We start from the raw sequence: 26,682 nt of genomic DNA on the forward strand, positions 1-26,682 counted from the left end.
CCTCCCCCCCCCCGCCCCCCCCCCACCCCGCGCTCGGCGCTCCCCCCCCGGGCGGCGCGGGGGGGGGCCCGGGGGGGGGGCCCCCCCCCCCCCCCCGGGGGGGGGGGGGGCCCCCCCCCCCCCCCCGGCCGCAAGGACGATGGCAAGGAGAGGGGCGAACGCAGGCCACGCGAACGCCACGCCAAGCAAAGCGAAGCTGCAGCACCGGATGCGGCGCGCGAGGAACAGCCGGTGGCGGCCGAGACCGCGGTCGCCGATGCCGGTGAGCGGCGCGCGCGCAAGGAAGCGATCCGCTCGGAAAACACCGAGCGCCAAGCTTCACCCGAACGCCAAGCTTCACCCGAACGCCAATCTTCCCCCGACCGCAAGGCTTCGCCCGATCGCCATCGCAACGAACAGCGCGCGCCGGAACGTGGCGACACCAGGCCGCAGCGCGACGGCAATCGCCCGGCCCGCCATCGCCAGGAAGACAACGATGGGACCGTCGGATTCGGTGACGACATGCCCGCGTTCATGCGCATCGTCGCCAAAGGCTAACAGCAGAAATTGGGCTGATCACAGCAGAAATCCTCAAAGAAAAACGGCCCCTTGCGGGGCCGTTTTCATGTGCAATGCGGTCTTCTTGTTTGTCTTGCTCAGGTGAGCGGTGAGAGCTGGATCTCGACGCGGCGGTTCTGGGCACGGCCGGCGGCCGTTGCATTGGAAGCGATCGGACGCGTCTTGCCGAAGCCGGTGACGGCGAAGCGGCGGGTATCGACGCCCTGCCCGGACAGATAATTGGCGACCGCCAGCGCGCGGCGCTGCGACAGGTCGAAATTGTGTTCGTCGCCACCGGTCGAGTCGGTGTGGCCGAACACGTCGACGGTGGTCTGGCGGAACTTGTTCAGCACGAGTGCGACCGAATTCAGCACTTGATAGAAGCCGGGCTTCACCGCGTCCTGGTCGACGTTGAAGGTGATGTCGGACGGCATGTTGAGGATGATCTGGTCGCCGCTGCGGGTGACGCTGACGCCGGAACCCTGAAGCTGCCGGCGCAGTTCGGCCTCGTTCTGGTCCATTGTGGCGCCGATGGCGCCGCCAGCGAGAGCGCCGACGCCAGCGCCGATCAGCGCATTGCGGCGATCGTTGCCGCCGGCGAGCAGGCCGAGCCCCGCACCCGCCAGCGCGCCGATGCCGGCGCCGGCTGCAGTGTTGGAAACTTTCTGTTGTCCGGTATACGGATCGGTGGTGGTGCAGGCACTCACGAGCACAGCCGTCGCCACTGCGACGAGCACAGTCTTTTTCATCAGGTAGTCCCTCTCCAGTCCGCGGTCCCACCAGTGGCGCGCCGCATCCCTTGTGCGTCCAAGTGGACGCACGTCGCTCTATGCTTGTAACATGAAATGCGGCGAAAAATGGAAGGGGAAAAGCGGCTGGCCACGGCTTTTCCCGGTCAATTCAACCGCCGCTATTTGCGCAATTCCGATCGGCTGGCAGAGACTGTCGGCTACCAGAGATTCTTGCCGTCGATGACGACGACCTCGACCTGATCGAGGTCGAAATCGTCGAACAGGCGCGAATTCACGCTGATTTTCGGATTGTCGAAATCCGGCTTGCCGGTCGACCAGTCCGGCGTTTCGGTGAAGGTGCCGCAGCCGCAGGTGGCGCAGAAACCATGTTTTACCGTTTTCGAGCCCCATTGATAGAAAGAGACATTCTTGAGCGGGCTGGTGAGCTTAAATTGCGACGGGACGTAATAGGCCCACAACGAGCCGCGTTTCGAGCAGAAGGAGCAGGTGCATTGCGTCACGGTTAGCGGCGCTTCCGAAACCTCGAACGTCGTCGCCCTGCAGTGGCAGCTTGCCTTTATGGTCATGACGCCTCCCTCGCGATTGCTTCGCGCCAGCGCGGTAAGGCAACATAAAGAGGCGCCGTTGACAACCGTCTGTCAGCAGACTCGGCTTACCTGCGTCGGACGCGTGGCGCGCTTCACTCTTTTTGATGCATGTCGTATCCCAAACCGCTGTGCAGCCTCGGGTCAGGCCATGGCCCGCTTGGCGCAAGCTTTTGGGGGCAAGCCTTTGGGCGACATGCATCAAAACGACGACGGTGGCACGAACAGGCAGATGGTCTTTCCGTCATTGGCGCCGGCGACCGAACACCAGTGATATTCGCCGTCGGGCGAATTCTTGATCCGTGTATCGCTGTAGCCCACGACCTCGCCTGTTCCCTTGATAACATAGCCCTCCGGACGCTCGCTGATCGACGTCTGCGAGACCGCGCGGCAATCATAGCCGGAACAACAGGAGAATGGGTAACTCCAGCCTTGCGGCTTCGCTGCAGTCGGCGTGGCGTCGTGCGCCAAAGCCGGCGCTGCAAATACAATGGTGGTCGCGGCCGTCAGAACCACCACCGCAATGATCGAATTCAGGAGGCGGCGCGCCGTCTTGACGGCTGAGGCCAGTCGGGTTGTGGAAGCAGGCATGGGCGCAATTCCTATCACCGAGTTATCAAGCGTTTCGCTTGCCCGTTCTTGGAACGTATCTTCCCAGTGGCCGGCTCGTCAGGTCGCAGATACGCCGCGTCCGGCCATAAATGCTTTTTCCCCCAACGTTCGGATGCTGGCCTGATTCCTTTGCTGGCGCAAGAAATTGCTGTGCAATCGAGCGCCGACATCTGCAGCCGGAACCAGCCTGCCGGGGCTGACGAGAGTGACTTCATCAACCCCGGCAGTGGGATCGCGCGGATAACGAGATTGAACTCGCAGTGGTTCCGGGCCAGGCGACGGCAGGCCTGCAACAATGAACCCGGAGGTAGAACTAATTGTCGAAAATTCGATGAAAAAACAAAGCCATAAAGCACCCGCTCAATTACAGTGAAGAGCCTGTTACTCTAGCGTGATGTTCCTGCTGCTTGGGGCTTAGAAGCTTCAGTCGATATCGGCCACCACTTCGCCGGCGCCGCCCTCGATGCGCTGCGACAGCGAGGCCTCCATGAAATCGTCGAGGTCGCCGTCCAGCACGCTCGACGGGCTTGTGCTCTCGACACCCGTGCGCAGATCCTTCACCAACTGATAAGGCTGCAGAACGTAGGAGCGGATCTGATGGCCCCAGCCGATATCGCTCTTCGACGCTTCGGTGGCGTTCGCCACCGCCTCGCGCTTCTTCAGTTCTTCCTCGTAGAGCCGCGAACGCAGCATCTCCCAGGCCTTCGCCTTGTTCTTGTGCTGGGAGCGCTCGGCCTGGCAGGCGACCGCGATGCCGGTGGCGAGATGGGTGATGCGGACCGCTGAATCGGTGGTGTTGACGTGCTGGCCGCCCGATCCGGACGAACGATAGGTGTCGATGCGGACATCCGATTCGGAAACGTCGATCTCGATCGTATCGTCGATCACGGGATAGACCCAGACGCTGGCGAAGGAGGTGTGACGGCGCGCATTGCTGTCATAGGGCGAAATACGCACCAGACGGTGAACGCCGGATTCCGTCTTCAGCCAACCATAGGCGTTGTGGCCCTTGATCAGCAGCGTGGCGGACTTGATGCCGGCCTCTTCGCCGTCATGCACCTCCAGCACCTCGACCTTGAAGCGGCGCCGCTCGGCCCAACGCGTGTACATGCGCAGGAGCATCGAGGCCCAGTCCTGGCTTTCGGTGCCGCCGGCGCCGGCATGGATTTCGAGATAGCTGTCGTTGGCGTCGGCCTCGCCCGAAAGCAGCGTCTCGATCTGGCGGGCCTTTGCTTCGCCGCGCATCGAGCGGATCGCCGCTTCCGCCTCGGCGACGACGCCCTCATCGCCCTCTTCCTCGCCAAGCTCGATCAAGCCGATATTGTCTCCCAGCGCCTGGGTGAGGCCTTTGACCGCGGCGATGCCTTCCTCGAGGCCCTGGCGCTCACGCATCAGCTTCTGCGCCTCCAGCGGTTCGTTCCAGAGGCTCGAATCCTCGGCACGCACATTCAGGTATTCAAGCCGCTTTATGGCTTGATCCCAGTCAAAGATGCCTCCTCAGCAGGGTTATCGCCTGCCTGATTTCGTCGACAATATTCTGCGTTTCCGCGCGCATGGCTGGCCGTTCTGTCCTGTGCTGAAGTGGTGCCCTGTCGCTTGAGCAGAGCTTGGGTTGGCGCGATACATAGGGACGGCACCGCCGCCTGTAAAGCGAAATGGGCCGGCTCGAAAGCCGGCCAAAATACCCTATCCTATGTCAGTAGAGCCCGCCGCCGCCGGACTGGATGGCCTGGTTGGCCTGTGGCGACAGCGCGCCGCCGGAGGCGTTGGAGCCGTCCTCACCCATGCCGATCACCCAATAGCTGTCGGCAGGGCCGGTGCCCGGCTTGAAGGCTTCGATAAAGGCGCCGGCGTCGTCCGGGTTGGCCCGCATGCCGGTTTTGCGATTGATGGCGATCAGCTTCATGCCTTCGGGAACCTGGAAATCGACATTGGGCGTGCCGTCCAGCGCCACGCGCATGAAGTCCTTGAAGATCGGCGCAGCAAGGCCGCCGCCGGTCGCGCCCTTGCCAAGACCTTTGGGCTGATCATAGCCCATATAAAGGCCGACAACGAGGTTGGGCGTATAGCCGATGAACCAGGTATCCTTCTCGTCGTTTGTCGTTCCAGTCTTGCCGGCGATGTGGCGGCCGAGTTCGGCAACAGTAGCGCCGGTACCGCGCTCGACGACGCCCTCCATCATCGAAGTGATCTGATAGGCGGTCATCGGATCGAGCACCTGCTCGGAATTGTCGACCAGTTCCGGCTCAGGCTGGTTCTGCCATTCAGCCGCATTGCAATTTTTGCAGCCGCGTTCGTCCTGCCTGTAGACCGTCTTGCCGTAGCGATCCTGGATCCGGTCGATCAGCGTCGGCTTGATCGACTTGCCGCCGTTGGCCATGATCGAATAAGCCGATACCATGCGCATCACGGTCGTCTCGCCCGACCCCAGCGCCATCGGCAGATACGGCGCCAGTCGATCATAGACGCCGAAGCGCTCGGCATATTCGGCGACCAGCTTCATGCCCATGTCGTTGGCCAGGCGCACAGTCATCAGATTGCGCGACCTCTCGATGCCGGACCGCAAGGTCGCCGGGCCCGCAGTCCTTCCATCGTAGTTTTTCGGCGTCCAGGTCGTGTTGCCGCTCTTGATGGTGATCGGGCCATCCATGATCACCGAAGCCGGCGTATAGCCATTGTCGAGAGCGGCCGCATAGACGATCGGCTTGAACGACGAACCCGGCTGCCGCATGGCCTGCGTGGTACGGTTGAATTCGGATAGCGAATAGGAGAACCCGCCGACCATGGCCAGAACGCGCCCGGTATGCGGATCCATGGCGATCAGGCCGCCCTCCACTTCGGGGGCCTGGCGCAAGATATAGGCCCCATCCGTATCTTCTTTCTTCTGCACGAAGATGACGTCGCCAGGCTTCAGCACGTCCGCCGGCGATTTGGCCTTGACGGTCTTGCCGCCGACCACATGACGCATGGCGAAGCTCATGTCTTCGCGGCTGACGGTGCCTTCGACGCGATCCTTGACAAGTTCGCCCGAGATCTGCCGGGTCGGCCGAAGGCCGATCGACAGGCCGCTCTCCGAGCTGTCGAGCACGACGGCGAGCGACCATTCGGGCACGTCGTCCAGTCCCTTGACTTCGCTCAAAGGCACGCCCCAGTCGCCGGACGGGTCGATGGTCTTCACCGGCCCACGATAGCCGCGCAGCGTATCGAACTTCATCAGGCCGTTCTGCATGGCTTTGCGGGCGATGAGCTGCATCTTGGGATCGAGCGTCGTACGGACGGACAGGCCGCCCTCGTAGAGCGCATTCTCGCCGTAGCGCGCGCTGATCTGGCGACGCACCTCCTCGGTGAAATATTCGCCGGCGAACAGATAGGTGCCGGAGCGGCGTGGCTTGACGCCGAGCGGCTCGGCCTTGGCCTTGGCGCCTTCCTCTTGCGTAACGTAGCCGTTGCCGACCATCTGGTCGATCACCCAGTTGCGGCGCTCGATGGCGCGGTCGGCATATTTGAAGGGGTGATAGTTGGAGGGGCCTTTCGGCAAAGCCGCCAGATAGGCCGCCTCCGCCACGGTGAGTTCATTCACCGCCTTGTCGAAATAGGTGAGTGCTGCGCCGGCGACGCCATAGGCGCCAAGCCCGAAGAAAATCTCGTTAAGGTAGAGCTCGAGGATGCGGTCCTTCGAATAGGCCTGCTCGATGCGGAAGGCGAGGATCATCTCCTTGATCTTGCGCTCGTAGGTCTGGTCCGAGGACAACAGGAAGTTTTTCGCCACCTGCTGGGTGATCGTCGAGGCGCCGACCTGGCGCTTGCCCGAGCCAGCATTCTGCAGATTGACCATGACTGCGCGGCCAAGGCCGGTCATATCGATGCCGGGGTGATTGTAGAAGTTCTTGTCCTCGGCAGACAGGAAGGCCGCCTTGACACGATCCGGCACCGCCTGGATCGGCAAATACAGGCGCCGCTCGCGCGCATATTCGGCCATCAGCGCACCGTCGGACGCATGGATGCGGGTCGTCACCGGCGGTTCATACTTGGCCAGGACCTCGTAATCGGGCAAATCCTTCGACAAATGGCTGATATAGATCGCCACCCCGGCCGCGACCAAAAGGGCCAGCGCGGTGCCGATGCCGAAGAAATAGCCAATAAGACGAATCATGCCCGCTCCAGTCCTTGGTTCGGGAATTGCCTAAACGAAGCCGCCTTTCGCGCAAGCTTTCGAGACGATCCCGACCGGTAATCGAAAATCCATGTCGCCACCATGTGGGCAAAATGCGGCAGCCTGGAATTTCGGCTTCGAATGGCGAAAATATAAGTGCAAAGTGTTGTCGTCGTGCAACGCTGCCTCTGGTTGTGGCGAGGGCTGGCATCTCAGCCTCCGGTTCGGGCTCCGGCCTTGGCTGAAGCGAACAGGGCGATGGCATTGGTTATGCTCTGGGCCGCCTTGCTGCGCCAATCGGCGCTGAGCAGTTGTGCCTCGTCCTTGGCATTCGACAGATAGCCAAGTTCGACCAGCACGGAGGGAACATCCGGCGCCTTCAACACCTTGAAGCTGGCCGAACGCTGCGGATTGTTGATGAGGCCGACACTGGTGGAAAGCTGGCCGACCAGCGTTTGGGCAAAACTCATCGAGAAACTGTGCGTCTCGCGGCGAATCAGGTCGATCAGGATGTCGGTCACTTCCTTGTCGTCGTCCTTGATTTCCATGCCGGCGAATTGGTCGGAAAGGTTTTCACGGTCGGCGAGCGCCTGCGCTTCGGGATCGGAAGCCTTGTCGGAGACTGTGTAGACGGTTGCGCCGCGAAGGCCCTTGACCCTGATGGTGTCGGCGTGGATCGAAATGAGCAGATCGGCCTCGTGCTGGCGGGCAATGCGCACGCGGTCGTCCAGCCGCAGGAATTGGTCCGTCTCGCGCGTCATGAACACGTCGTATTTGCCGACTGCGGCGAGTTTGTCCCGCAATTCGGTGGCGAAAGCGAGCGTGACGTTCTTCTCGACCGTGCCGTTCCGGCCCTCGGCGCCGCCGTCGATGCCGCCATGGCCTGGATCGATGACGACGGTGAAGCGATGGCCTGGATTGGAGACCGGGCCGGTGCCGACCCTGCCACCCTTGTCGGAGGAGACCGTCGAGCCGGTGGTCAACGCCTGATTGGCAAGAGCGGCGTCGAACTCCCGCACGGACGCCGCCGACATGTCGATAGCGATGCGGTAGCCGTTGCCGTCATCGTTCTCGAGCACGTCGAACCTGTCGACGGCGAACGGGCCCTTGCCGGTGAGAATCAGCCGCGACACCCCCTCGCCGAGATCGCCGTAGCGCACGCTCCTGACCAGGCCGCGCGCCTTCACGTCCTTGGATTTGATGGCGAATCTCGTGCTTGGCAGGTCGACGACCAGACGGTGGGGGCCGCGCAGCAGGAACCATTTGACGTCGGGCTCACGATCGAAATTCATGACGATGCGCATCTTGGTGGCGTCACCCGCCATTTTGTAGCTCGTCACTGCCAGCGGCGCGTCGGCGGCAAAGGAGACTGGCGAACGAGCCAGGCAAGCGACAACCAGCAACAGCAGACAAGCGGCGTGGAAGCGGGCGGCGTAGAAAAAAATGCCTCCGGCGCGACCACTCATGTGCGTGAAGACTGCCAGTGCCATCTCTTCCAGTCGCTCCGGTTTGGCGTGAGGCGCCCGATCCTGTTGTCGGCCAATCTTGCTTGTCGGAGTGTCGTCGTCTTGTCGAAACGCCGGTCAGGCCGCGAACTCGATTAACGGTTGGTAACCAGAGAAGGTTAACCAAGCCTTTTCACGCAACGCTTAAAGCCGTGCTTCCGTTGCGGAACTGCATTTTGCCGGCATCGGAAATCGGGGTTGCCTTCCAACCCGCCAAATCATAAAAGCGATGGTGGATCACTGCAATCCTGGAACCGTCCTTCTCCGCAGCTTCCTGCTACAGGTGAGATGAACGACGGCTCCTTTCGCGTCAGGCGAAAAAGGCAACAGGTGATCGCGACGAATTTCGCAGGTGTAAGCCCGTGGCGGGGGAAGCGCCTGCGTGAGGAAAACGGCCGGGATTGTCCCGCGCCGGCTCTGTACGAGCAAACAAGCTGGTCCGGTTTTCCCGGGCTTTGGTTCAAAAAGGTTCTGCTGGTTACGATGGCTTCAAGCGCAATCATGGAAAGGTCCGCAGCAAACCGCGCCATTATGGCTGCGGGCGGCACCGCCATGGCGCTCAGGCAGCGGCCGGCGGACATTCAATTGCCCGGCACCCATGTTCATCCACACTCACAGCGGCGGGCTTTGCCTCGCAAGCTGCGGCTGACGGCTGCCGGGGGGAAACGAAATAATGCCCAACAAAATGCTGATAGACGCCTCCCACCCGGAGGAAACACGAGTTGTCGTCGTTCGCGGTAACCGTATTGAAGAATTCGACTTTGAATCCCAGGACAAGAAGCAGCTCAAAGGAAATATCTACCTCGCCCGCGTAACCCGCGTCGAACCCTCGCTTCAGGCAGCCTTTGTCGAATACGGCGGCAACCGTCACGGTTTCCTCGCCTTCAGTGAAATTCATCCCGACTACTACCAGATTCCGGTCGCCGACCGTCAGGCGCTGTTGCGCGCGGAAGCGCAGGAGGCTGAAGACGAGGACGATGAGGACGGCGATGGCGACGATCGCCAGAACCGCGATCGCGGCCGGCGCGGACGCCGTCGCGGCGGCAAGAGCCGCGACCGAGGCGAACACAAGCGTGATGCAGGTGCGGCCGATTCGGACGCTTCTGGCGATTCCAATGACAGCGGGTCCAATGACAGCGGGTCCAACGACAGCGGCTCCAATGAGGGCGGCGAACACGGCGAGGATGCGGTCGCGCAGAACGTCGATGCCTCAGAAAAAGTCGACACGCCGTCCGCTGCTTCGGAACATGGCGAGGATGTCGCCAGTCATAGCTTGGCAAGTCCTGATGAGACGAGCCGTGACGAGACTGGCCATGGCCGTGACGAAACTGGCGGTGACGAAACTGGGCCTTCCGAAGGCGGTCCGAACTCCATCGCCGCCAGCATCGAATCGGATGTGATTTCCGAAGCCGTGCCGCAGGCTGATGCGGCCGGTGAAGCCACCTCCACCGACAATGATCGCGGCATGCTGGAAGAGGTGCAGTCATCGCATTCGGATGACCATGAGGTCGAATCGGTCGGCGCCGAGGATGCGCTGGAAGAAGCGCGCAACCGCCGCAAGCCGGTGCGCCGCCAGTACAAGATCCAGGAAGTGATCAAGCGCCGGCAGATCCTCTTGGTGCAGGTCGTCAAGGAAGAGCGCGGCAACAAGGGCGCGGCACTCACCACCTACCTGTCGCTTGCCGGCCGCTATTCGGTGCTGATGCCCAACACGGCGCGCGGCGGCGGGATCTCGCGCAAGATCACCAACGCACAGGACCGCAAGCGGCTGAAGGAGGTCGTCGCCGATCTCGAAGTGCCGCAGGGCATGGGCGTCATCCTGCGCACGGCCGGCGAAAGCCGCACCAAGGCCGAGATCAAGCGCGACTACGAATATCTGATGCGGCTTTGGGAAAACGTCCGCAACCTGACGTTGCAGTCGACGGCCCCTGCCCTCGTCTACGAGGAAGGCAGCCTGATCAAGCGCTCGGTGCGCGACCTCTACAACAAGGACATCGACGAGATCCTGGTCTCCGGCGAAGAGGGCTATCGCGAGGCCAAGGATTTCATGCGCATGCTGATGCCGAGCCACGCCAAGGTCGTGCAGCCGTTCCGCGACACGACGCCGATCTTCGTGCGCAACGGCATCGAGGCGCAGCTCGACCGCATGCTGCAGCCGCAGGTTACGCTGAAGAGCGGCGGCTACATCATCATCAACCAGACCGAAGCGCTGGTCGCCATCGACGTCAATTCGGGCCGCTCCACCAAGGAGCACTCGATCGAGGACACAGCGCTTCACACCAATCTGGAAGCGGCCGAGGAGGTCGCACGGCAGCTGAGGCTGCGCGATCTCGCCGGCCTGATCGTCATCGACTTCATCGACATGGAGGAGAACCGCAACAACCGCTCCGTCGAGAAGCGGCTGAAGGATCACCTCAAGAACGATCGCGCCCGCATCCAGGTCGGCCGCATCTCGCATTTCGGCCTGATGGAGATGTCGCGCCAGCGCATCCGTGCCAGCGTGCTGGAATCGACGATGAAGCCTTGCCCGCATTGCGGCGGCACCGGCCATGTGCGGTCCGATTCGTCCGTCGCGCTGATGGTGGTGCGGGCGATCGAGGAATTCCTGCTCAAGGATTCGCGCAGCCACATCGCGGTGCGGACGCCGGCGGCGACCGCGCTCTATGTGCTCAACCACAAGCGCGGCACGCTGGTGGAGCTCGAAAACCGCTTCAGCCTGACCATCACCGTCGAGGCCGACGATACGGTCGGCGCCCAGCACTATGCGATCTTCCGCGGCGCGCTGGCCGAAAAGCCTGAAGGCTTCGTCGAGGTGCGGACCTTGCCCGCCTATGTCGAGCCGGAAGAGCCTGCCGACGAAATCGTCATCGAGGAGGAGGAAGACGAGGTCGTTGCACCGGCGGAACAACCGCGCCAGGCGCAGCAGCCGCAGCAGCCAAGGCCCAGCGAGGATGGCGAAGGCCGCGACCGCAAGCGCCGCAAGCGCCGCAGACGGCGCGGCGGCAAGGATCGCGACCGCGAGCATGGCGCCCGCGTGGAAGGTGCGTCCATCTCGGCCACTGCCGATGGCGTCTCCGAGGCTGCAAGCGATGAAGGCGCCGAAGCAGACCACGAGGACCAGGTCGGCGTCACCGAGGCGGTGGAAGCGTCGGATGACGGGCAAGAGCCTGAAGGTCGGGAGCCTGATGAAGGTCTGGAGCCTGACGAAGGTCTGGGCAAGAAGCGTCGGCGCGGCAAGCGCGGCGGCAAGCGCAATCGCCGTGAAGACGGCGAAGGCGAGGTCGATGCAGGCACTGCCGAATCGGCTGACCGTCCCGAGGTCTTGGAGGCCGTCTCCGGCGAACCGGCAGCAGCAACGCCGGTCGAAGCCACGCCGGTCGAAGAGCCTGTCGACCTTGCTCCGGCCAATGACGACATGCCAAGCGCCGAAAAGCCGAAGAAGCCGCGCCGCGCTGCCAAGCCGAAGAAGGCCGCGGCGGACGTCGTTGCCGAGACGCCGCTAGCCGAGCCGGAAATTTCTGCCGAAGCTCCCGCAGCTGTTTCAGAGGAAACAGCCGTGGCCGCCGTCGACGAAAAACCGAAGGTCCGCCCATCGCGACGCAAGCCCGTACCGGTCGATGCTCCGGTTGAGCCGATCGTGTCCTCGACTGTTGCCGAAGAGGAAAAGACCGAAGCGAAGCCGAAGCGTGCCGGCTGGTGGCAGCGGAAAGGTTTTTTCTAAGCTTTTCGGTAGCTTAGCCTGATCTTTTGACCAAAAAAATCCCGCGCTGTCCTGTCGACAGCGCGGGATTTTTCTTGTCTGAAGCGGGCCAATCTCTATGGCGCCCCCAAATCTCTATGGCGCGAAAACCGACCAGTTCATCATCTTCGCCAGCCTTTCCAGCGCAATCGACCCCAGCCTGGAATTGCCGTTGGCGTTGAGGCCGGGCGACCAGACGGCGAGCGAGGCCACGCCCGGGACGATCGCCAAAATGCCGCCGCCGACGCCGCTCTTGCCGGGGATGCCGACGCGGAAGGCGAAATCGCCGGAGCCGTCATAGTGGCCGCAGGTCAGCATCATCGCGCCGATGCGGCGCGCGCGCTCGGCCGACACCACGGAATGGCCAGTCGCCGGGTTCTTGCCGCCATTGGCGAGGAAGCGGCCGGCCAGAGCCAGTTGCCGGCAGCTCATCGCGATGGCGCAATGATGGAAATAGACGCCCAGCGCCAGATCGGGCGCGTGGCTGAGATTGCCGAAGGATTTCATGTAGTTGGCGAGCGCCAAGTTGCGAAAACCGGTGGCTCGTTCCGAAGCCGCGACCTCGCGGTCGATGATGATGGTCTCGTCGTCGGCCAGGAACTGGATGAAGCGCAGGATCTCGCCGATCGCCTCGCGCGGCTGGTGGCCGGCGAGCAGAATGTCGGAAATGACGATGGCGCCGGCATTGATGAACGGATTGCGCGGAATGCCGTTCTCGTGCTCGAGCTGGACGATCGAGTTGAACGGGTTGCCCGAAGGCTCGCGCCCGACACGCTGCCACAGCGCGTCGCCGACATTGCCGAGCGCCAGTGTCAGCGTGAACACCTTCGAAATGCTCTGGATCGAAAACGGCTCATCGGCGTCGCCCGCCATCAGCACGCGACCGTCATTGGTCACCGCGGCAATGCCGAACTTTTTCGGATCGACCTTGCCGAGCTGCGGAATGTAGGTCGCGACGTCGCCGCGATCGGTGCGCTCGGCCATTTCGGCGGCAATCTCGGTCAAAGCCTGCTCGAGGTCCGGCATCGCGCTATCTCAGCCAGCGTTCGATGCGCATCATCGCCTCGACCATCTCGTCGTGGCTGCCGGCATAGGAAAAGCGCATGGCTCGATGACCTTGAAGCGGATCGAAATCGCGGCCGGGCGTCGCCGCCACATGCGCCTCGGCCAGCATCTTGCGCGCGAAGGCCATGCTATCGTTGGTGTGCCTGGTGACATCGCAGAAGGCGTAGAACGCCCCGTCCATCGGTGCCGCCAGGGTAAAGCCGAGTTCGGGCAGGCGTTTCATCAAAAGCTCGCGATTGCCCGCGTAGCGCGCCTTCACAGCCTCCAATTCCGCGGTTGCCTTGAACGCCTCGATCGCGCCGATCTGGGACAGTTCGGGCGGTGAGATGTAGAGACTCTGGGCGATGCGCTCGACCGGCCGCACCAATGGTTCCGGCAGCACCATCCAGCCGATGCGCCAACCGGTCATGCAATAGTATTTCGAGAAGGAATTGATCACCGTCACGTCAGGGCCGCAGGCAAGTGCTGTGCTGTCCGGCGCAGCGTAAGCCAGCCGGTGGTAAATCTCGTCGGAGATCACGGCGATGCCGAACTCTTGTGCCGTCGTCACCAGCGCCGACAGCTCGTCGGCGGGGATAATCGCCCCGGTCGGATTGGCCGGGCTGGCAAACAACACGCCCTTCAGCGTCTTTTCGCGATGCGCGGCCTTCAGATGCTCGGCGTGGAGATAGGCATCACCGTCGAGCTCGATCTCGACGATCTCGATGCCGAGCGCGGCCATGATGTTGCGATAGGCCGGATAACCGGGTGCGGCGATGGCGACACGGTCGCCTGGATCGAACATCGCCAGAAATGCCAGGTTGAAGGCGGCCGACGATCCGGTGGTGACGGCGATCCGGCCGGGTGAAACGGCCAGCCCGTAGTGGTCGGCATAGTGCTGGGCGATAGCCTCGCGCAGGCCCGCAAGACCCAATGCGTCGGTGTAGCCGATGCGCCCCATCTTCAATGCGTTCGTCGCCGCTTGCCTGACTCCGGCCGGCGCCGGATCGGACGGCTGGCCAACGGCCATGGAAACGACCGGCACGCCCGTGGCCTTCAGCCGATTCGCTTCCGCCAGAACGTCCATGGCGTGGAACGGCTCGACGTCGCCGCGACGCGAAAGCGATATAACCATTTGACCTCATTTCCTTGTTCGCCCTTGGGTCCGCCCTTTGGGTCAGCCCTTTGAGATCGCCCATGGGCCGGCGCTTGCCGGCTGCCGGCGCCGAGCTTTGGCGTCCCGCGCCGCACAAATGCCCGATTGATGTGAGGTTCACAAGTTCAGTAAAGTTTCAGTGCCGACTTTTCATCCTTCACCCGCTCGTCTACCAGTGGACCTGCCATGTTGAGCCGATCCAAATCGACGATAGCCAGGGCAGCGCGCGCCTTCGCGACGCTTTCGCTTGCCGCGACGGTCGCTGTGACCAGCACGGTCAGCGCTTTTGCGCAAAACGTGCCGGTGGTGCGCGATGCCGAGATCGAGGCGCTGGTGCGCGCCTATGCGCGGCCGATCTTCAGGGCCGCGGGCCTGCCGGAAGACGGCGTCGACATCGTGCTGGTCAACGACCAGAGTTTCAACGCCTTCGTTGCCGGGTCCCGCCTGTTCATCAACACCGGCGCCCTGATGTCGGCGGAGACGCCCAACGAGATCATCGGCGTCATCGCCCATGAAGCCGGCCATATCGCCGGTGGCCACCAGCAAAAATTGCGCAACCAGCTCGAACGCGCCAAGACGATGGCCATCATCGCGACGCTGCTTGGCGCCGGTGCCATGGTTGCCGGCGCCACCAGCAAAAGCCGGGGCCTGGCCGGCGCCGGCATGGGGGTTGCAGCTGGCGGCGGCGAGATGGCGCAGCGCAGCATCCTCGCTTATCAGCGCACCGAAGAGATGACCGCCGACCGCTCGGCGATAACCTATCTCAATGCCACCGGCCAGTCCGGCCTGGGCATGCTGAAGACCTTCGGCCGCTTTCAGAGCGCACTTTCGCTGTCGGGGGCGCAGGTCGACCCCTACCGGATCAGCCATCCGCTGCCGCGTGAACGCATCGCCAACCTCGAAGTTCTGGTCAAAAAAAGCCCCTACGTCGAAAAGGTCGATCCGCCGGCGCTGCAGCAGCGGCACGACATGATGCGCATCAAGATCGCTGCCTACATGGGAGGTCAGGCCGCCGCATCGCGGCTGATGCGCAAGATGCCGGGCAGCCTCGCCTCGCAATATGGCGACGCGCAGACGAGCTATCTTTTCGGCAATCTGGCCGGGGCGCTTGCCAAGACCAACGCGCTGATCAAGGCACTGCCGAAGAACCCCTATTTCCAGGAATTGCGCGGCGACATCCTGATGAAGGCGAACAAACCGAAGGCTGCCGCGGAAGCCTATGCCAAGGCGGTCAGCCTCGACCCAGCGCGATCCGGGCTGCTGCCGGTTTCCTACGGCCAGGCGCTGATGGCAGTCGGCACGCCCGATTCCCTGGAGAAAGCGGTGGTGCAGATCAACAAGGGTCTCGCGCGCGACCGAGAAAACGCCGTCGGTTACCGCCATCTTGCGCAGGCCTATGGCGAGCTTGGCAACATTCCGGCCGCCGACCTTGCGACCGCCGAAGGCCATTTCTATTCCGGCGCCTACAAGGATGCCAAGATCTTCGCAATGCGCGCGCAGATGAAAATGAAGCGTGGCGAGCCGGGCTGGATCCGCGCGCAGGACATCATAAACTACGCACCATCAGGCAAGAAAAAGTGAACCTTCCGGCCGTGCGCGGCGACAAGTGGTTGGACCAATCGGGTAGTCGAACCAATCGGGTAGTCGGGCCAATCGGGTCGGACAACCCGGCCGGAAACCAGGCAAGAGGATCAGGATGATGAAGAAGGCAATTCTGCTGGGCACCACGGGCGTGGCGGTCGCTCTCGCCATGCTGGGTTTCGGGTTCGTGACCGGAAGTCCGCAGACGGCAGAGGCCGATGCCGCGCAGATCGCCCAGGCAGCCTCCGCCGACACCAAGATCGACCGGGCTGAAGTCGAAGGCATCATCCGCGACTATCTGCTGAAGAACCCGGAAGTGCTGCTGGAAGCTCAGGAGGCGCTCGAGGCCAAGCAGAAGGAGGCGCAGCGCGTCGCCAGTCTCGACGTCATCAAGGATGCCAAGGACCAGATCTTCAACTCGGCCTTCGACGGCGTCGTCGGCAATCCGAACGGCAAGGTCACCATCGTCGAATTCTACGACTACAATTGCGGCTACTGCAAACGCGCCATGGAGGACATGCAGACTCTGACGACAGCCGATCCGGATCTGCGCTTCGTGCTCAAGGAGTTCCCGATCCTCGGCCCGGATTCGCAGAAGGCAAGCGTCGTCTCGATGGCCTTCCACCTGATGATGCCGGAGAAATACGGCGAGTTCCACAACGCGTTGCTCGGCGCCCAGGGACGCGCCACCGAAGCGGCGGCCATCAAGGTAGCGCTTTCGCTCGGCGCCGACGAAGCGACGCTGCGCGAGAAGATGAAGGATCCGTCGATCGCCGAGGCCCTCTCCAAGACCTATGATCTTGCCAACAAGCTGGCCATCACCGGAACGCCCTCCTATGTGGTCGGCAACGAGGTGGTGTTCGGTGCGCTCGGCCAAGAGGTGCTGGCGAAGAAGATCGAAGCGGCCAAGGCCGCACTCTGATCGGCGGCTGGCTTTCTGCGCAAGCCATTTTCCGCCTGTTGTGGACAGCGAAAGAACCCACTTGCGCTCTTTTCGCAGGCGTCTAAGCCCATTATAGAGGCCCGGTGCGCCGACTGATGCCGGCGCTGATGTGGTGGATTTGAAGTTCCTGCTGCTTTGGTGGCGTCAGTGTTCAGGAACTTTAAATCCACCACATCAGAAATGTATAAATTGCCAGTGTGGCTTTGAAGCCGAAATTCGTTCAAAGCGCTGCTCCAAGGTATTGCGAATTTCGGATTCGAAACCAAACCGGGAAAAGGTCGGCATTTTGAAAACGGTTTTCGTCCTGAACGGTCCCAACCTCAACGCGCTCGGCAAACGCGAGCCGGGCATCTATGGCGGCAAGACGCTGGCCGCGATCGCCGACGATTGCAAGCAGGCAGGTGCGGCACTTGGGCTCGAGATCGATTTCCGTCAGTCGAACCATGAGGGCGACCTCGTCGACTGGATACAGGAAGCCGCCGACAAGGCTGTAGGCATCGTCATCAATCCGGGCGCCTACAGCCACACCTCGATCGCCATTCACGACGCCATCCGCTCCGTCGCGCCATTGCCCGTCGCCGAAGTTCATCTTTCCAACATCCATGCGCGGGAATCATTCCGCCACGTCTCCATGGTCTCGCCGGTCGCCGTCGGCGTGATCTGCGGGTTCGGGCCGCTCGGCTACACACTGGCGCTGCAGGCGCTGGCCGCACGCCTATGACCGGCCAACAAACAGAAGGCTCGAAAATGTCGATAAAAAAGAATGGTGTTGACCAGCAGCTTATCCGCGATCTGGCGGGCATACTGAACGACACCAACCTCACCGAGATCGAGGTCGAGCTGGGCGACTTGAAGGTGCGCGTGTCGCGACAGGCGCCGGCCGTCCATGCGGTCGCCGCAGCGCAGCCCGCCTATGTGCCGCCGGCAGCGCAGCCGGCTGGCGCAGCCGCCCCGGCGGCGGCCGACGTGTCCAAGAACGCAGTGGCCTCGCCGATGGTCGGCACCGCCTACCTGGCGCCATCGCCCGACGCCAAGGCGTTCATCGAAGTCGGCCAACAGGTCAAGGAAGGCCAGACGCTGCTGATCATCGAGGCGATGAAGACGATGAACCAGATCCCCTCGCCGCGTGCCGGAACGGTGACGGCGATCCTGTTCGAGGATGCGCAGCCGGTCGAATACGGCATGCCGCTCGTCGTGATCGAGTAGAGCCGGGAACAGCCGAAAAATGTTCCAGAAAATCCTCATCGCCAATCGCGGCGAAATCGCTCTGAGGGTGCTGCGCGCCTGCAAGGAGCTCGGCATCCAGACGGTGGTGGTGCATTCCACCGCCGACGCCGACGCCATGCATGTGCGTCTCGCCGACGAGAGCGTCTGCATCGGCCCACCGCCGTCGCGCGACAGCTATCTCAACATCCACCAGATCGTTGCGGCGTGCGAGATCACCGGCGCCGACGCGGTGCATCCGGGCTACGGATTCCTGTCGGAGAATGCCAAATTCGCCGATATCCTCGCCGCGCACAACATCACCTTCATCGGCCCGTCCGGCGATCACATCCGCATCATGGGCGACAAGATCGAGGCCAAGCGCACCGCAAAGCGCCTCGGCATTCCGGTGGTGCCCGGCTCCGACGGGGCGGTCACCGAGGAAAAGGAAGCCAGACGCATCGCCGCCGAGATCGGCTATCCCGTGATCATCAAGGCGTCGGCCGGCGGCGGCGGACGCGGCATGAAGGTGGCGCGCAGCGAAGCCGATCTTGTGGTCGCACTGCAGACGGCGCGCTCGGAAGCGGGTGCCGCTTTCGGCGACGACGCCGTCTACATCGAGAAGTATCTCGAAAAGCCGCGCCACATCGAGGTCCAGGTGTTCGGCGACGGTGCCGGCCGCGGCGTGCATTTCGGCGAACGCGACTGTTCGCTGCAGCGCCGCCACCAGAAGGTCTGGGAAGAGGCGCCCTCGCCGGCGCTCAATGCCGAGGAGCGCGCGCATATCGGCGGCGTCTGTGCCAGGGCGATTGCCGATCTCGGCTACTCCGGCGCCGGCACCATCGAATTCCTCTATGAGAACGGCGAGTTCTATTTCATCGAGATGAACACGCGCCTGCAGGTCGAGCATCCGGTGACGGAGGCAATCACCGGCATCGACCTCGTGCATGAGCAGATCCGCGTCGCCTCGGGCGGCGGGCTTTCCATGCGCCAGGAAGAGATCCGCTTTCAGGGCCACGCCATCGAATGCCGCATCAATGCCGAGGATCCGCGCACCTTCACCCCCTCGCCCGGCACGATCACCCACTTCCACACGCCGGGCGGCCTCGGCATCCGTGTCGATTCCGGCGTCTATTCCGGCTACAAGATCCCGCCTTACTACGACAGTTTGATCGGCAAGCTGATCGTGCACGGCCGCAATCGCGTCGAATGCATGATGCGGCTGCGGCGGGCGCTCGACGAATTCGTCGTCGACGGCATCAAGACGACGCTGCCGCTGTTTCGCGATCTCGTCGGCAATGCCGATATCGCCAATGGCGAGTATGACATCCACTGGCTGGAAAAATATCTGGCCGATGAGGATTAGGACGTGAACTTATAGAATATAATGGCGCAATGACCCGTCCCTACGCGCCAGGCTATCGCATCCCGACCGACCTGTTGCTCAAGGCCTACGCCTCGGGGGTCTTTCCGATGGCCGAAAGCGCCACCGATCCGGAAGTGTTCTGGGTGCGGCCGGAGACGCGCGGCATCATCCCGCTGGATGGTTTTCACACGCCGAAAAGCCTGAGGAAGGCGATCCGGAAAAACCTGTTCGATATCCGTTTCGATTTTGATTTCGAGGCGACCATCGACGGCTGCGCCGAGAGGCGCGAGGAACGCCGGTCGACCTGGATCAACGCGCCGATCCGCGAGGCCTATGTCGAACTCCATCGGATGGGCCATTGCCATTCGGTCGAAGCCTGGCGCGAGGGTCGGCTGGTTGGCGGCCTCTACGGCGTGTCTCTTGGCCGGGTGTTCTTCGGCGAAAGCATGTTCGCCAGGGAAACGGACGCGTCGAAGGTCTGCCTGGTGCACCTGGTCGAACGCCTGAAGGATCGACACTTCGCCTTGCTCGACACGCAGTTCACCACCGAGCACCTCAAACGCTTCGGCGCGGTCGACGTGCCAAGGGGCAAATACGAAAAGATGCTGGCCGACGCGCTGAAGGGCGAGGCGGTGTTTTTCCCATGATCTGCGCCAAAGGTCGGGTTTTTGGTCAGGTTTTTGCGGCAGGCTCAAGAGGCGTCTGCGCGTGGAACATCATCTTCCAGCCATTGACGCGATGGACATAGCCGGTGCTGACCAGCGCCGCATAAGGCTCGCCATTCTCGCGCGTGGCATGGGCCTCATAAGTCAGCATGACAATGTCGCTGCCCGGCTCGATGATGCCCTTGAGGTCGATGTCGAGATCGCGCCAGCGATTTGGGCCGGTTGCGGTTTCGGCCAGATCGGCGTTGCTCATCGTTTGCGCCATCTGTGGGAAAGCCACCAGGCATTTGGTGTCGGCATTGGCTTTGAAATAGGCAGCGTCGCCGGTCCAGAACCCTTTTTCGAGATCGAGAAGTTCGTTCTTGTTGGCCATCATGGGAACATCTCCGTAACGCCAGCCATGACCAACGCACGGAGAATAAGGCGGTTCCGGAAGGCTCAGTAAGTGATTGCGAACGGGCGATCCCGCACGCCAGGCATTATAACTGGTCTTGGCTAATTGGTTTTGGCCGCGTCGGGTGCCGGCACTTCCGACTTCTGCTTGCAGCCCTTCAGCCAGACGTCGTAGACGGCGTGCTCGACGGCGTTGAGGCCGGGGCTTTCGGCAAACATCCAGCCGGTGAAGATACGGCGGATCTTGCGATCCAGCGTGATCTCGTCGACCTCGACGAAAGAATCGGTCTTCGGCTCTTCGGTTTGCGGCTGCGAATAGCAGATGCGCGGCGTCACCTGCAAAGCGCCGAACTGCACCGTTTCGTCGATATAGACATCGAAGGTGATGATGCGGCCGGTGATCTTGTCGATGCCGGCGAATTCGGCGACAGGATTGGTGATGCGTTGTGGCGCCGCCGGTGCCGCCGGCGCCACGGTCGCGTCCGGTTCCATTGTCGCATCCGGGTCCAATGGCGGTGCAGCCGGGTCCACTGGCACCTCCGGTTCCACTTGCGCCTCCGGCTCCATTGGCGCCTCAAATTCCGTCGGCGCCCCCGGGTCCACTGGCGCCTCAAATTCCGTCGGCGCCCCCGGGTCCACTGGCGCCTCCAGCGTCTGAGCGGCGGCGATGCTAAAAGCCGCAAAAGCGGTGGCGGCCACCGTCAGTCCGCCTATCGAGATTCGGCTGAAAATGCTCATGTAGGGATCCGGTGGTTTGCGCCCGGGGTGATTCTGTCGCGCCCAAGGCTAGTCGCTGCTGTCAGATCGACAAGCTGCTAAACGCCAATTGTGGCGATAAAGGATCGATCCGCCCTTGGCGAGCGGTTACGACCCCGGCGTCCAGGCGTCGTAATCGCCGGTCACCTGCGGGCGGTGCTGATTGCTGAGTATCGAGCCCTTGGGACGATAGGCCGCGGCACTTCCGGTGAGGTTCGGCTGATGCGGCTTCTGCCAGTCGTGTGGCTTGTAGGTGTCGCTCGTCGGCGGGACATCGACGCGGTGATGCATCCAGCCATGCCAGCCGGGCGGAATCATCGAGGCTTCCGAATAGTCGCGATAGATGACCCAGCGGCGGGTGCGGCCTTCCGAATCGACACCACCCTCGTAGTAGACGTTGCCAGCCTCGTCCTGCCCGACTTTCTTGCCATGCCGCCAGGTGTGGAAGCGCGTGCCCAGCGTCTGGCTGTTCCACCAGGTGAAAAACTGCAGAAGGAAAGTCTTCATCCAAAATCCTCGCGCGCCAAGTCCTCGCGGCGGCAGCGGTGGCGCCTGTTCCTGCTTATGGCGTCAGGCCGTCGCCAAGGCAAGGGTTTTGCCGAATGAGCCCGTGCAAATGGCCGTCGGAAAACCGACGCACCGTGGCAAGCCTTTCGCGTCCTGTCGAGGCATGCCTTGCCAACGCTGCCTGGTCTTTCTAAAGCTCAGCGCACCGGATGCAGGTACCCAGCCTGATTGACGGTTGAGGGAGGGAATGATGGCCCCAGACGCATCTGGCGCGGATCCGCGGATCAGTGCCAGCTCCATTCGCCTGCGCAAGGGCGGCGAGCCGATCGTCTGCCTCACCGCCTATACCTACCCCATCGCTCGCCTGCTCGACGATCATGTCGACCTGCTTCTGGTCGGCGACAGCGTGGCCATGGTTCTCCATGGCCACAAGACCACGCTGGGCGCCTCGCTGGAGATGATGATCGCCCACGGACAAGCGGTGATGCGAGGATCAGCCAAGGCCTGCGTGGTGGTCGACATGCCGGCCGGAAGCTATGAGGCGACGGCGCGCCAAGCCGTCGCCTCGGCGCGGCGGATTGTCGGCGAAACCGGTTGCCAGGCCGTCAAGCTGGAGGGTGGCGTGACAGTTGCCCGACAGATTGCGGCGATTGTCGCTGCCGGCATTCCGGTCATGGGACATATCGGCTTGCAGCCGCAATCGGTGGAAAGCGACGGCGGCTACAGGATCAAGGGCCGGACCGACGAGAATGTGGCTGCGCTTTATCGCGACGCCGAGGCGGTCGAAAAAGCCGGCGCGTTCTCGGTGGTCATCGAAGGCACCGTCGAGACCGTCGCCGCCGATATCACCCGGCACATTTCCATTCCAACCATCGGCATCGGCGCCAGCGGCGAGTGCGACGGCCAGATCCTGGTCATCGACGACATGGTCGGCCTGACCGTCGACCGGGTGCCGAAATTCGTCAAGCAATATGCCGACCTGCGCAGCGTCATATCGCAGGCGGCAGCCAGCTATGCAGCCGAGGTGCGCAGCCGGACATTCCCCGGCCCGAGCCACGTTTTTTCGGCCGCAGCCGACAAGGGCGAACCATGAACCGGGGCGAACGGTGAACCGGGGCGAAGCATGAGCCGGCCTCTCGTCGTCGACAGCGTCGCCGCCCTTCGCGCGCAAATCCGCGACTGGCGTCGCGATGGCCTCAGCCTTGCCATGGTGCCGACCATGGGTGCGCTGCATGACGGCCATATCTCGCTGATCAGGATCGCGCTGGAGAAGGCCGATCGCTGCGTTGTCTCGATCTTCGTCAACCCAACCCAGTTCGCGCCGAGCGAAGATCTCGACAAATATCCGCGCCAGCTCGGCCGCGACCTCGATCGGCTGGCCGAGGCCGGCGCACAACTTGCCTTCACCCCTGGTGTGGCGCAGATGTACCCGGCCGGCTTCGCCACCAGGATCTCGGTCGGCGGGCCAGCCGCCGGGCTGGAATCGGATTTCCGGCCGAGCTTCTTCGACGGCGTCGCAACCGTCGTGGCAAAGCTCTTCCTGCAGGCGTCGCCCGACTGCGCGGTCTTTGGCGAAAAGGATTATCAGCAGCTTTGCGTCGTCAGGCAGCTCTGCAGCGATCTTGATCTGCCGGTGGACATCATCGGGGCGCCAACAATACGCGACGCGCACGGGCTCGCCATGTCGTCACGCAACGCCTATCTCGGCGAAACCGAGCTCGCGGTGGCGCGCCAGCTCAACGCCATCTTGCGCCGAACGGCGGCGGCACTCGCGGCAGGCGCGGATGAAGGCAGTGCGACCGCCGAGGCCAGCCGCGCGCTGGTCGAGGCCGGCTTCGACAAAGTCGACTATGTCGCGGCGCGCGAGAGCCTGACGCTCGCCCCGTGGCGGCCAAACCGCGACGGACGCCTGCTCGCAGCCGCCTGGCTGGGCAAGACCCGGCTGATCGACAATGTGGAAGTTCCCTCCGCTTGAAGCGCGTGCCGTTTGGATGGATTCATGCGGCGCGCTTCAAGTTGTTGCTTTGATGCATGTCGTTATTGCAAAACCGCTTCGCACCCTCGGTTCAAGCCCGAGGGCGTGCTTTTGCGCGACATACCTTAGGGCCAATCAGGCATCAGGGCCAATCAGGCGACCTTGAGATCCTTCATCGCCTTCTCGTAGACATCCTTGATCGGCTTGGATACGTCTTCAGCGGCTTTCGTCGCCGCCGCCTGAAGCTCCTTGCTCTGCTCGACCGTCTTTTCCACCTGCTTGCGCAAGAAGTCTGTCTGCAGTTCGACGAACTCGGAGGGCGATTTCACGGTAACCAGGGCTTCGAGGTGAGAAAAGCTGGCCTCAACATTTGCGCGCAAAGCGGCGATCGTCTTCAGCGACAGCTCATTGCTAGCGGTCTTGGCTGTTTCGAAGGATGACTCAAGAGCCTTCTGGGTCGCCTCGGCGCCGGTCGCCAATTTCGATAAGGCTTCTTTCGATTGCTCGACGCCCTTTTCGGCGACAGCACGGAACTGATCGGTTACCTCGGTCTGGACTTCTGCATTCTCAACGTTTTCAGCAGTTTTATCAGCGGTCTTCGTCATAGTTTCCATCCTTTGCGGTGGGCGACCTTTGTAGAAAGGCCGTCTCGTTCATCTAGAACCTGACGTTACGGCATCTGCAGTGCATTGCAATATTTTTGTGCGTCGCACCATGCTTTTTTGCCTCAGCGTTAGCCACCGGTGAATTTCTACCTTCGGGCGTGTTTTTTGCGGACCGCGATTCCGCAATTCAGCCCGCAACCGACCGGCGCAGCCCCGTAAAAACGCAACTGACTGCGACCTGTCAGGCCAGGCAAATCTATTCGATCGCCTTTTCCAAAATCAGCGCCGGCAGCCCTGAGCCACCGCCACAGTCAGCAGTGTTCCCGGCTGGCAAAAACCCTTTCGAGCGATAGAAGGCGACGGCGGGAGCATTTGCCTCTTCCACTTCGACACGCAGCGTCCGCGCCTCGGGAAAGCTGGCCTCGACCTCTTCCAGCAGCGCCTGGCCGATCCCTTGCCTCTGACAGGCCGGATGCACGTAGAGCTGGTTCAGCATGACGATCCTCGCATCCGTGGTGGCTGCGGCGAACGCCATGCCGCCAATGCGGTTGCCATCGTCTGCGACCAGGAATTCGGAGTTCGGCCGTGTCAGCCGCGCCTTGAGCGAGGCGATCGAATGCCATTCATCTGTTATCTCAGCGACTTTGGCAGCACCATAGATGGCGTCGTAGGTGGCGTGCCACGTTTCGACCAGCAACGCCCGGACCGCGGCAAGATCGCGCTCGCCAGCGGTGCGAACGAACATCATCCTATTCGATCCCGAGCTTGGCCTTGACGAGGTCGTTGACGGCCTGCGGGTTGGCCTTGCCGCCAGTCGCCTTCATCACCTGGCCGACGAACCAGCCGGCCATGCTCGGCTTGGCGCGCGCCTGCTCGACCTTGTCGGGATTGGCTGATATCACCTCGTCGACCGCCTTTTCGATGGCGCCGGTGTCGGTGACCTGTTTCATGCCGCGGCTTTCGACCAGCTGGCGCGGATCGCCGCCTTCGTTCCAGACGATCTCGAACAGATCCTTGGCGATCTTGCCGGAGATGGTGCCCTCTTTTATCAGATCGATGACCGCGCCGAGCTGATCGGGCGAAACCGGAGCATTTTCAATACCCTTGCCGGCTCTGTTCAAGGCACCCAGCAGATCGTTGATGACCCAGTTGGCGGCAAGCTTGCCGTCGCGACCAGCGGCCACCTTCTCGAAATAGTCGGCGACCGCCTTTTCCGACACCAGGATCGAGGCGTCGTAGGTCGACAGGCAGAGCGAGGAGATCAGCCGCGCCTTCTTGGCGTCGGGCAGTTCAGGCAGATCCTTTGCCAGCGCATCGACATAGGCCTGGTCGAATTCCAGCGGCAACAGGTCGGGATCCGGGAAATAGCGGTAGTCGTGCGCTTCTTCCTTGGAACGCATCGAGCGCGTCTCGCCCTTGTTGGGATCGAACAGCCGCGTTTCCTGGTCGATCTTGCCACCGTCCTCGAGGATGGCGATCTGGCGGCGCGCCTCGTAGTCGATGGCCTGGCCGATGAAGCGGATCGAGTTGACGTTCTTGATCTCGCAGCGCGTGCCGAATTCGCCGCCGGGTCGGCGCACCGAGACGTTGACATCGGCGCGCAGCGAGCCTTCGTCCATGTTGCCGTCGCAAGTGCCGAGGTATCGCACGATGGTGCGCAGCTTGGTGACATAGGCCTTGGCCTCGTCGGCGGATCGCATGTCGGGCTTGGAGACGATCTCCATCAGCGCCACGCCGGAGCGGTTGAGGTCGACATAGGACATCGTCGCATGCTGGTCGTGCATCGACTTGCCGGCATCCTGCTCCAGATGCAGGCGCTCGATGCCGACCTCGATGTCCTCGAACTCGCCCTGCCGGTCGGGACCGACGGAGACGATCACCTTGCCCTCGCCGACGATCGGCTGCTTGAACTGTGAAATCTGATAGCCCTGCGGCAGATCGGGATAAAAATAGTTTTTCCGGTCGAAGACCGATTTGTGGTTGATCTCGGCCTTCAGCCCGAGGCCGGTGCGGATCGCCTGCTTGACGCATTCCTCGTTGATGACCGGCAGCATGCCCGGCATCGCCGCATCGACAAGGCTGACATTGGCGTTTGGCGGCGCACCGAACGCCGTCGAGGCGCCCGAGAACAGTTTTGCCTGCGAGGTCACCTGCGCATGGACCTCGAGGCCGATGATGATCTCCCAGTCGCCGGTGGCGCCTGATATCAGGCGCTTGGCGTCGGGTGTGCGGGTGTCGATGAGGGTCATGGCGGCCTGCGCGTTATCGGTGACGGAGTTCACGTGAATTCGACGTTTAAGGTGAAGTCATCCGCTAATGCAAACCGCAAAAGGAGACAAGCGTGAAGCCGCAGGCTGGTAGGGCAACCGTTATTGGAAACGTTTGCGCTGCCCCTCACCTGCCTGCCGGCATCCTCTCCCCGTATAGTGACGGGGAGAGGGGCGCCCGCATCAACGATTTCGCCAATCTCCATTGTAGCAAGAAAAGCCGCCAAGGCTGCGGCCGGGGGGGGGGGGGGGGGCGCCCCGCCGGCGGGGGGGGGGGGGGGGGGGGGGGGGGGGGGGGGGGGGGGGGGGGGGGGGGGGGGGGGGGGGGGGGGGGGGGGG

General features: G+C 62.7%; 23 protein-coding genes and 1 pseudogene. 10 read left to right on the forward strand and 14 right to left on the reverse strand.

The annotated features are described in order from the left end of the window. A pseudogene (locus AC0L17_RS30155) lies at positions 1 to 537 on the forward strand (hypothetical protein); the annotation flags it as partial. A gap of 98 nt (positions 538 to 635) precedes the next feature. Here AC0L17_RS30155 and AC0L17_RS30160 read toward each other — a convergent pair. The 6 genes from AC0L17_RS30160 to AC0L17_RS30185 form a co-directional block, all read right to left on the reverse strand. Further along, a complete protein-coding gene (locus AC0L17_RS30160; RefSeq protein WP_077379260.1) occupies positions 636 to 1,286 on the reverse strand; it encodes a YiaD family glycine zipper/OmpA-like lipoprotein in 651 nt (216 codons plus the stop codon). 200 nt (positions 1,287 to 1,486) lie between these two features. Further along, positions 1,487 to 1,855, reverse strand: coding sequence for a GFA family protein (locus AC0L17_RS30165; protein ID WP_128182295.1), 369 nt, complete (start codon positions 1,853 to 1,855; stop codon positions 1,487 to 1,489). Positions 1,856 to 2,074: 219 nt separating this feature from the next. Further along, positions 2,075 to 2,464 carry a hypothetical protein gene (locus AC0L17_RS30170; protein ID WP_473518447.1) on the reverse strand — a complete coding sequence of 130 codons (390 nt, stop codon included), beginning with the start codon at positions 2,462 to 2,464 and terminating at the stop codon, positions 2,075 to 2,077. A gap of 444 nt (positions 2,465 to 2,908) precedes the next feature. Next, positions 2,909 to 4,040 (reverse strand): peptide chain release factor 2 gene (gene prfB, locus AC0L17_RS30175; protein ID WP_473518448.1). Its coding sequence is split into 2 segments (ribosomal slippage): positions 2,909 to 3,973 and positions 3,975 to 4,040, totalling 1,131 coding nucleotides; the frame shifts between segments, so codons are not numbered across the junction. 141 nt (positions 4,041 to 4,181) lie between these two features. Further along, positions 4,182 to 6,638 (reverse strand): penicillin-binding protein 1A, encoded by a 2,457-nt coding sequence (locus tag AC0L17_RS30180; RefSeq protein ID WP_287223768.1) that lies wholly within the window; start codon positions 6,636 to 6,638, stop codon positions 4,182 to 4,184. A gap of 212 nt (positions 6,639 to 6,850) precedes the next feature. After that, the gene (locus tag AC0L17_RS30185) at positions 6,851 to 8,128 is read right to left on the reverse strand and encodes an N-acetylmuramoyl-L-alanine amidase (protein WP_473518449.1); all 1,278 of its coding nucleotides are present in this window, start codon (positions 8,126 to 8,128) and stop codon (positions 6,851 to 6,853) included. A 688-nt stretch (positions 8,129 to 8,816) separates the two neighbouring features. Here AC0L17_RS30185 and AC0L17_RS30190 point away from each other — a divergent pair. Continuing rightward, complete coding sequence (locus AC0L17_RS30190) at positions 8,817 to 11,864, forward strand: Rne/Rng family ribonuclease (protein WP_473518450.1); 3,048 nt, start codon at positions 8,817 to 8,819, stop codon at positions 11,862 to 11,864. Positions 11,865 to 11,978: 114 nt separating this feature from the next. Here the strand turns inward: AC0L17_RS30190 and AC0L17_RS30195 are convergent, their stop codons facing one another. Both AC0L17_RS30195 and AC0L17_RS30200 read right to left on the reverse strand, forming a co-directional pair. Beyond that, on the reverse strand, positions 11,979 to 12,908 hold the full coding sequence (locus AC0L17_RS30195; protein ID WP_023798153.1) for a glutaminase: 930 nt from the start codon (positions 12,906 to 12,908) through the stop codon (positions 11,979 to 11,981). Positions 12,909 to 12,912: 4 nt separating this feature from the next. Then, positions 12,913 to 14,061 carry a pyridoxal phosphate-dependent aminotransferase gene (locus tag AC0L17_RS30200; RefSeq protein ID WP_473518451.1) on the reverse strand — a complete coding sequence of 383 codons (1,149 nt, stop codon included), beginning with the start codon at positions 14,059 to 14,061 and terminating at the stop codon, positions 12,913 to 12,915. 207 nt (positions 14,062 to 14,268) lie between these two features. Here AC0L17_RS30200 and AC0L17_RS30205 point away from each other — a divergent pair, with 207 nt between their 5' ends. From AC0L17_RS30205 to aat, 6 genes are all read left to right on the forward strand, one after another. After that, on the forward strand, positions 14,269 to 15,663 hold the full coding sequence (locus AC0L17_RS30205; protein WP_473518452.1) for a M48 family metalloprotease: 1,395 nt from the start codon (positions 14,269 to 14,271) through the stop codon (positions 15,661 to 15,663). A 118-nt stretch (positions 15,664 to 15,781) separates the two neighbouring features. Beyond that, positions 15,782 to 16,585, forward strand: coding sequence for a DsbA family protein (locus AC0L17_RS30210; protein ID WP_473518453.1), 804 nt, complete (start codon positions 15,782 to 15,784; stop codon positions 16,583 to 16,585). Between the two features lie 307 nt (positions 16,586 to 16,892). Then, the gene (aroQ, locus tag AC0L17_RS30215) at positions 16,893 to 17,327 is read left to right on the forward strand and encodes a type II 3-dehydroquinate dehydratase (protein WP_031254564.1); all 435 of its coding nucleotides are present in this window, start codon (positions 16,893 to 16,895) and stop codon (positions 17,325 to 17,327) included. Positions 17,328 to 17,353: 26 nt separating this feature from the next. Then, entirely contained in the window at positions 17,354 to 17,812 is a 459-nt protein-coding gene (gene accB / locus AC0L17_RS30220) for an acetyl-CoA carboxylase biotin carboxyl carrier protein (protein WP_473518454.1), read from the forward strand. A gap of 19 nt (positions 17,813 to 17,831) precedes the next feature. Continuing rightward, the gene (accC, locus tag AC0L17_RS30225) at positions 17,832 to 19,175 is read left to right on the forward strand and encodes an acetyl-CoA carboxylase biotin carboxylase subunit (protein WP_027154457.1); all 1,344 of its coding nucleotides are present in this window, start codon (positions 17,832 to 17,834) and stop codon (positions 19,173 to 19,175) included. 29 nt (positions 19,176 to 19,204) lie between these two features. Continuing rightward, complete coding sequence (gene aat / locus AC0L17_RS30230) at positions 19,205 to 19,822, forward strand: leucyl/phenylalanyl-tRNA--protein transferase (protein ID WP_091591262.1); 618 nt, start codon at positions 19,205 to 19,207, stop codon at positions 19,820 to 19,822. Positions 19,823 to 19,847: 25 nt separating this feature from the next. Here the strand turns inward: aat and AC0L17_RS30235 are convergent, their stop codons facing one another. From AC0L17_RS30235 to AC0L17_RS30245, 3 genes are all read right to left on the reverse strand, one after another. Then, the gene (locus AC0L17_RS30235; RefSeq protein WP_473518455.1) at positions 19,848 to 20,216 is read right to left on the reverse strand and encodes a hypothetical protein; all 369 of its coding nucleotides are present in this window, start codon (positions 20,214 to 20,216) and stop codon (positions 19,848 to 19,850) included. Between the two features lie 119 nt (positions 20,217 to 20,335). After that, complete coding sequence (locus tag AC0L17_RS30240) at positions 20,336 to 20,725, reverse strand: DUF2155 domain-containing protein (RefSeq protein ID WP_287234924.1); 390 nt, start codon at positions 20,723 to 20,725, stop codon at positions 20,336 to 20,338. A gap of 372 nt (positions 20,726 to 21,097) precedes the next feature. Next, positions 21,098 to 21,496, reverse strand: a complete 399-nt coding sequence (locus AC0L17_RS30245) for an NADH:ubiquinone oxidoreductase subunit NDUFA12 (RefSeq protein WP_473518456.1) — start codon at positions 21,494 to 21,496, stop codon at positions 21,098 to 21,100. 250 nt (positions 21,497 to 21,746) lie between these two features. Here AC0L17_RS30245 and panB point away from each other — a divergent pair, with 250 nt between their 5' ends. Then, positions 21,747 to 22,589, forward strand: coding sequence for a 3-methyl-2-oxobutanoate hydroxymethyltransferase (panB, locus tag AC0L17_RS30250; RefSeq protein WP_473518457.1), 843 nt, complete (start codon positions 21,747 to 21,749; stop codon positions 22,587 to 22,589). Positions 22,590 to 22,619: 30 nt separating this feature from the next. Further along, entirely contained in the window at positions 22,620 to 23,471 is an 852-nt protein-coding gene (panC, locus tag AC0L17_RS30255) for a pantoate--beta-alanine ligase (protein WP_236378249.1), read from the forward strand. 152 nt (positions 23,472 to 23,623) lie between these two features. Here panC and AC0L17_RS30260 read toward each other — a convergent pair whose 3' ends face one another. The 3 genes from AC0L17_RS30260 to gatB form a co-directional block, all read right to left on the reverse strand. Then, a complete protein-coding gene (locus tag AC0L17_RS30260) occupies positions 23,624 to 24,076 on the reverse strand; it encodes a phasin (protein ID WP_027154463.1) in 453 nt (150 codons plus the stop codon). A gap of 256 nt (positions 24,077 to 24,332) precedes the next feature. Beyond that, positions 24,333 to 24,821, reverse strand: coding sequence for a GNAT family N-acetyltransferase (locus AC0L17_RS30265; RefSeq protein WP_128168559.1), 489 nt, complete (start codon positions 24,819 to 24,821; stop codon positions 24,333 to 24,335). 4 nt (positions 24,822 to 24,825) lie between these two features. Then, on the reverse strand, positions 24,826 to 26,325 hold the full coding sequence (gatB, locus tag AC0L17_RS30270) for an Asp-tRNA(Asn)/Glu-tRNA(Gln) amidotransferase subunit GatB (RefSeq protein WP_473518458.1): 1,500 nt from the start codon (positions 26,323 to 26,325) through the stop codon (positions 24,826 to 24,828). Between the last annotated feature and the right edge of the window lie 357 nt (positions 26,326 to 26,682).

The organism is Mesorhizobium sp. WSM4829 (assembly GCF_055811475.1).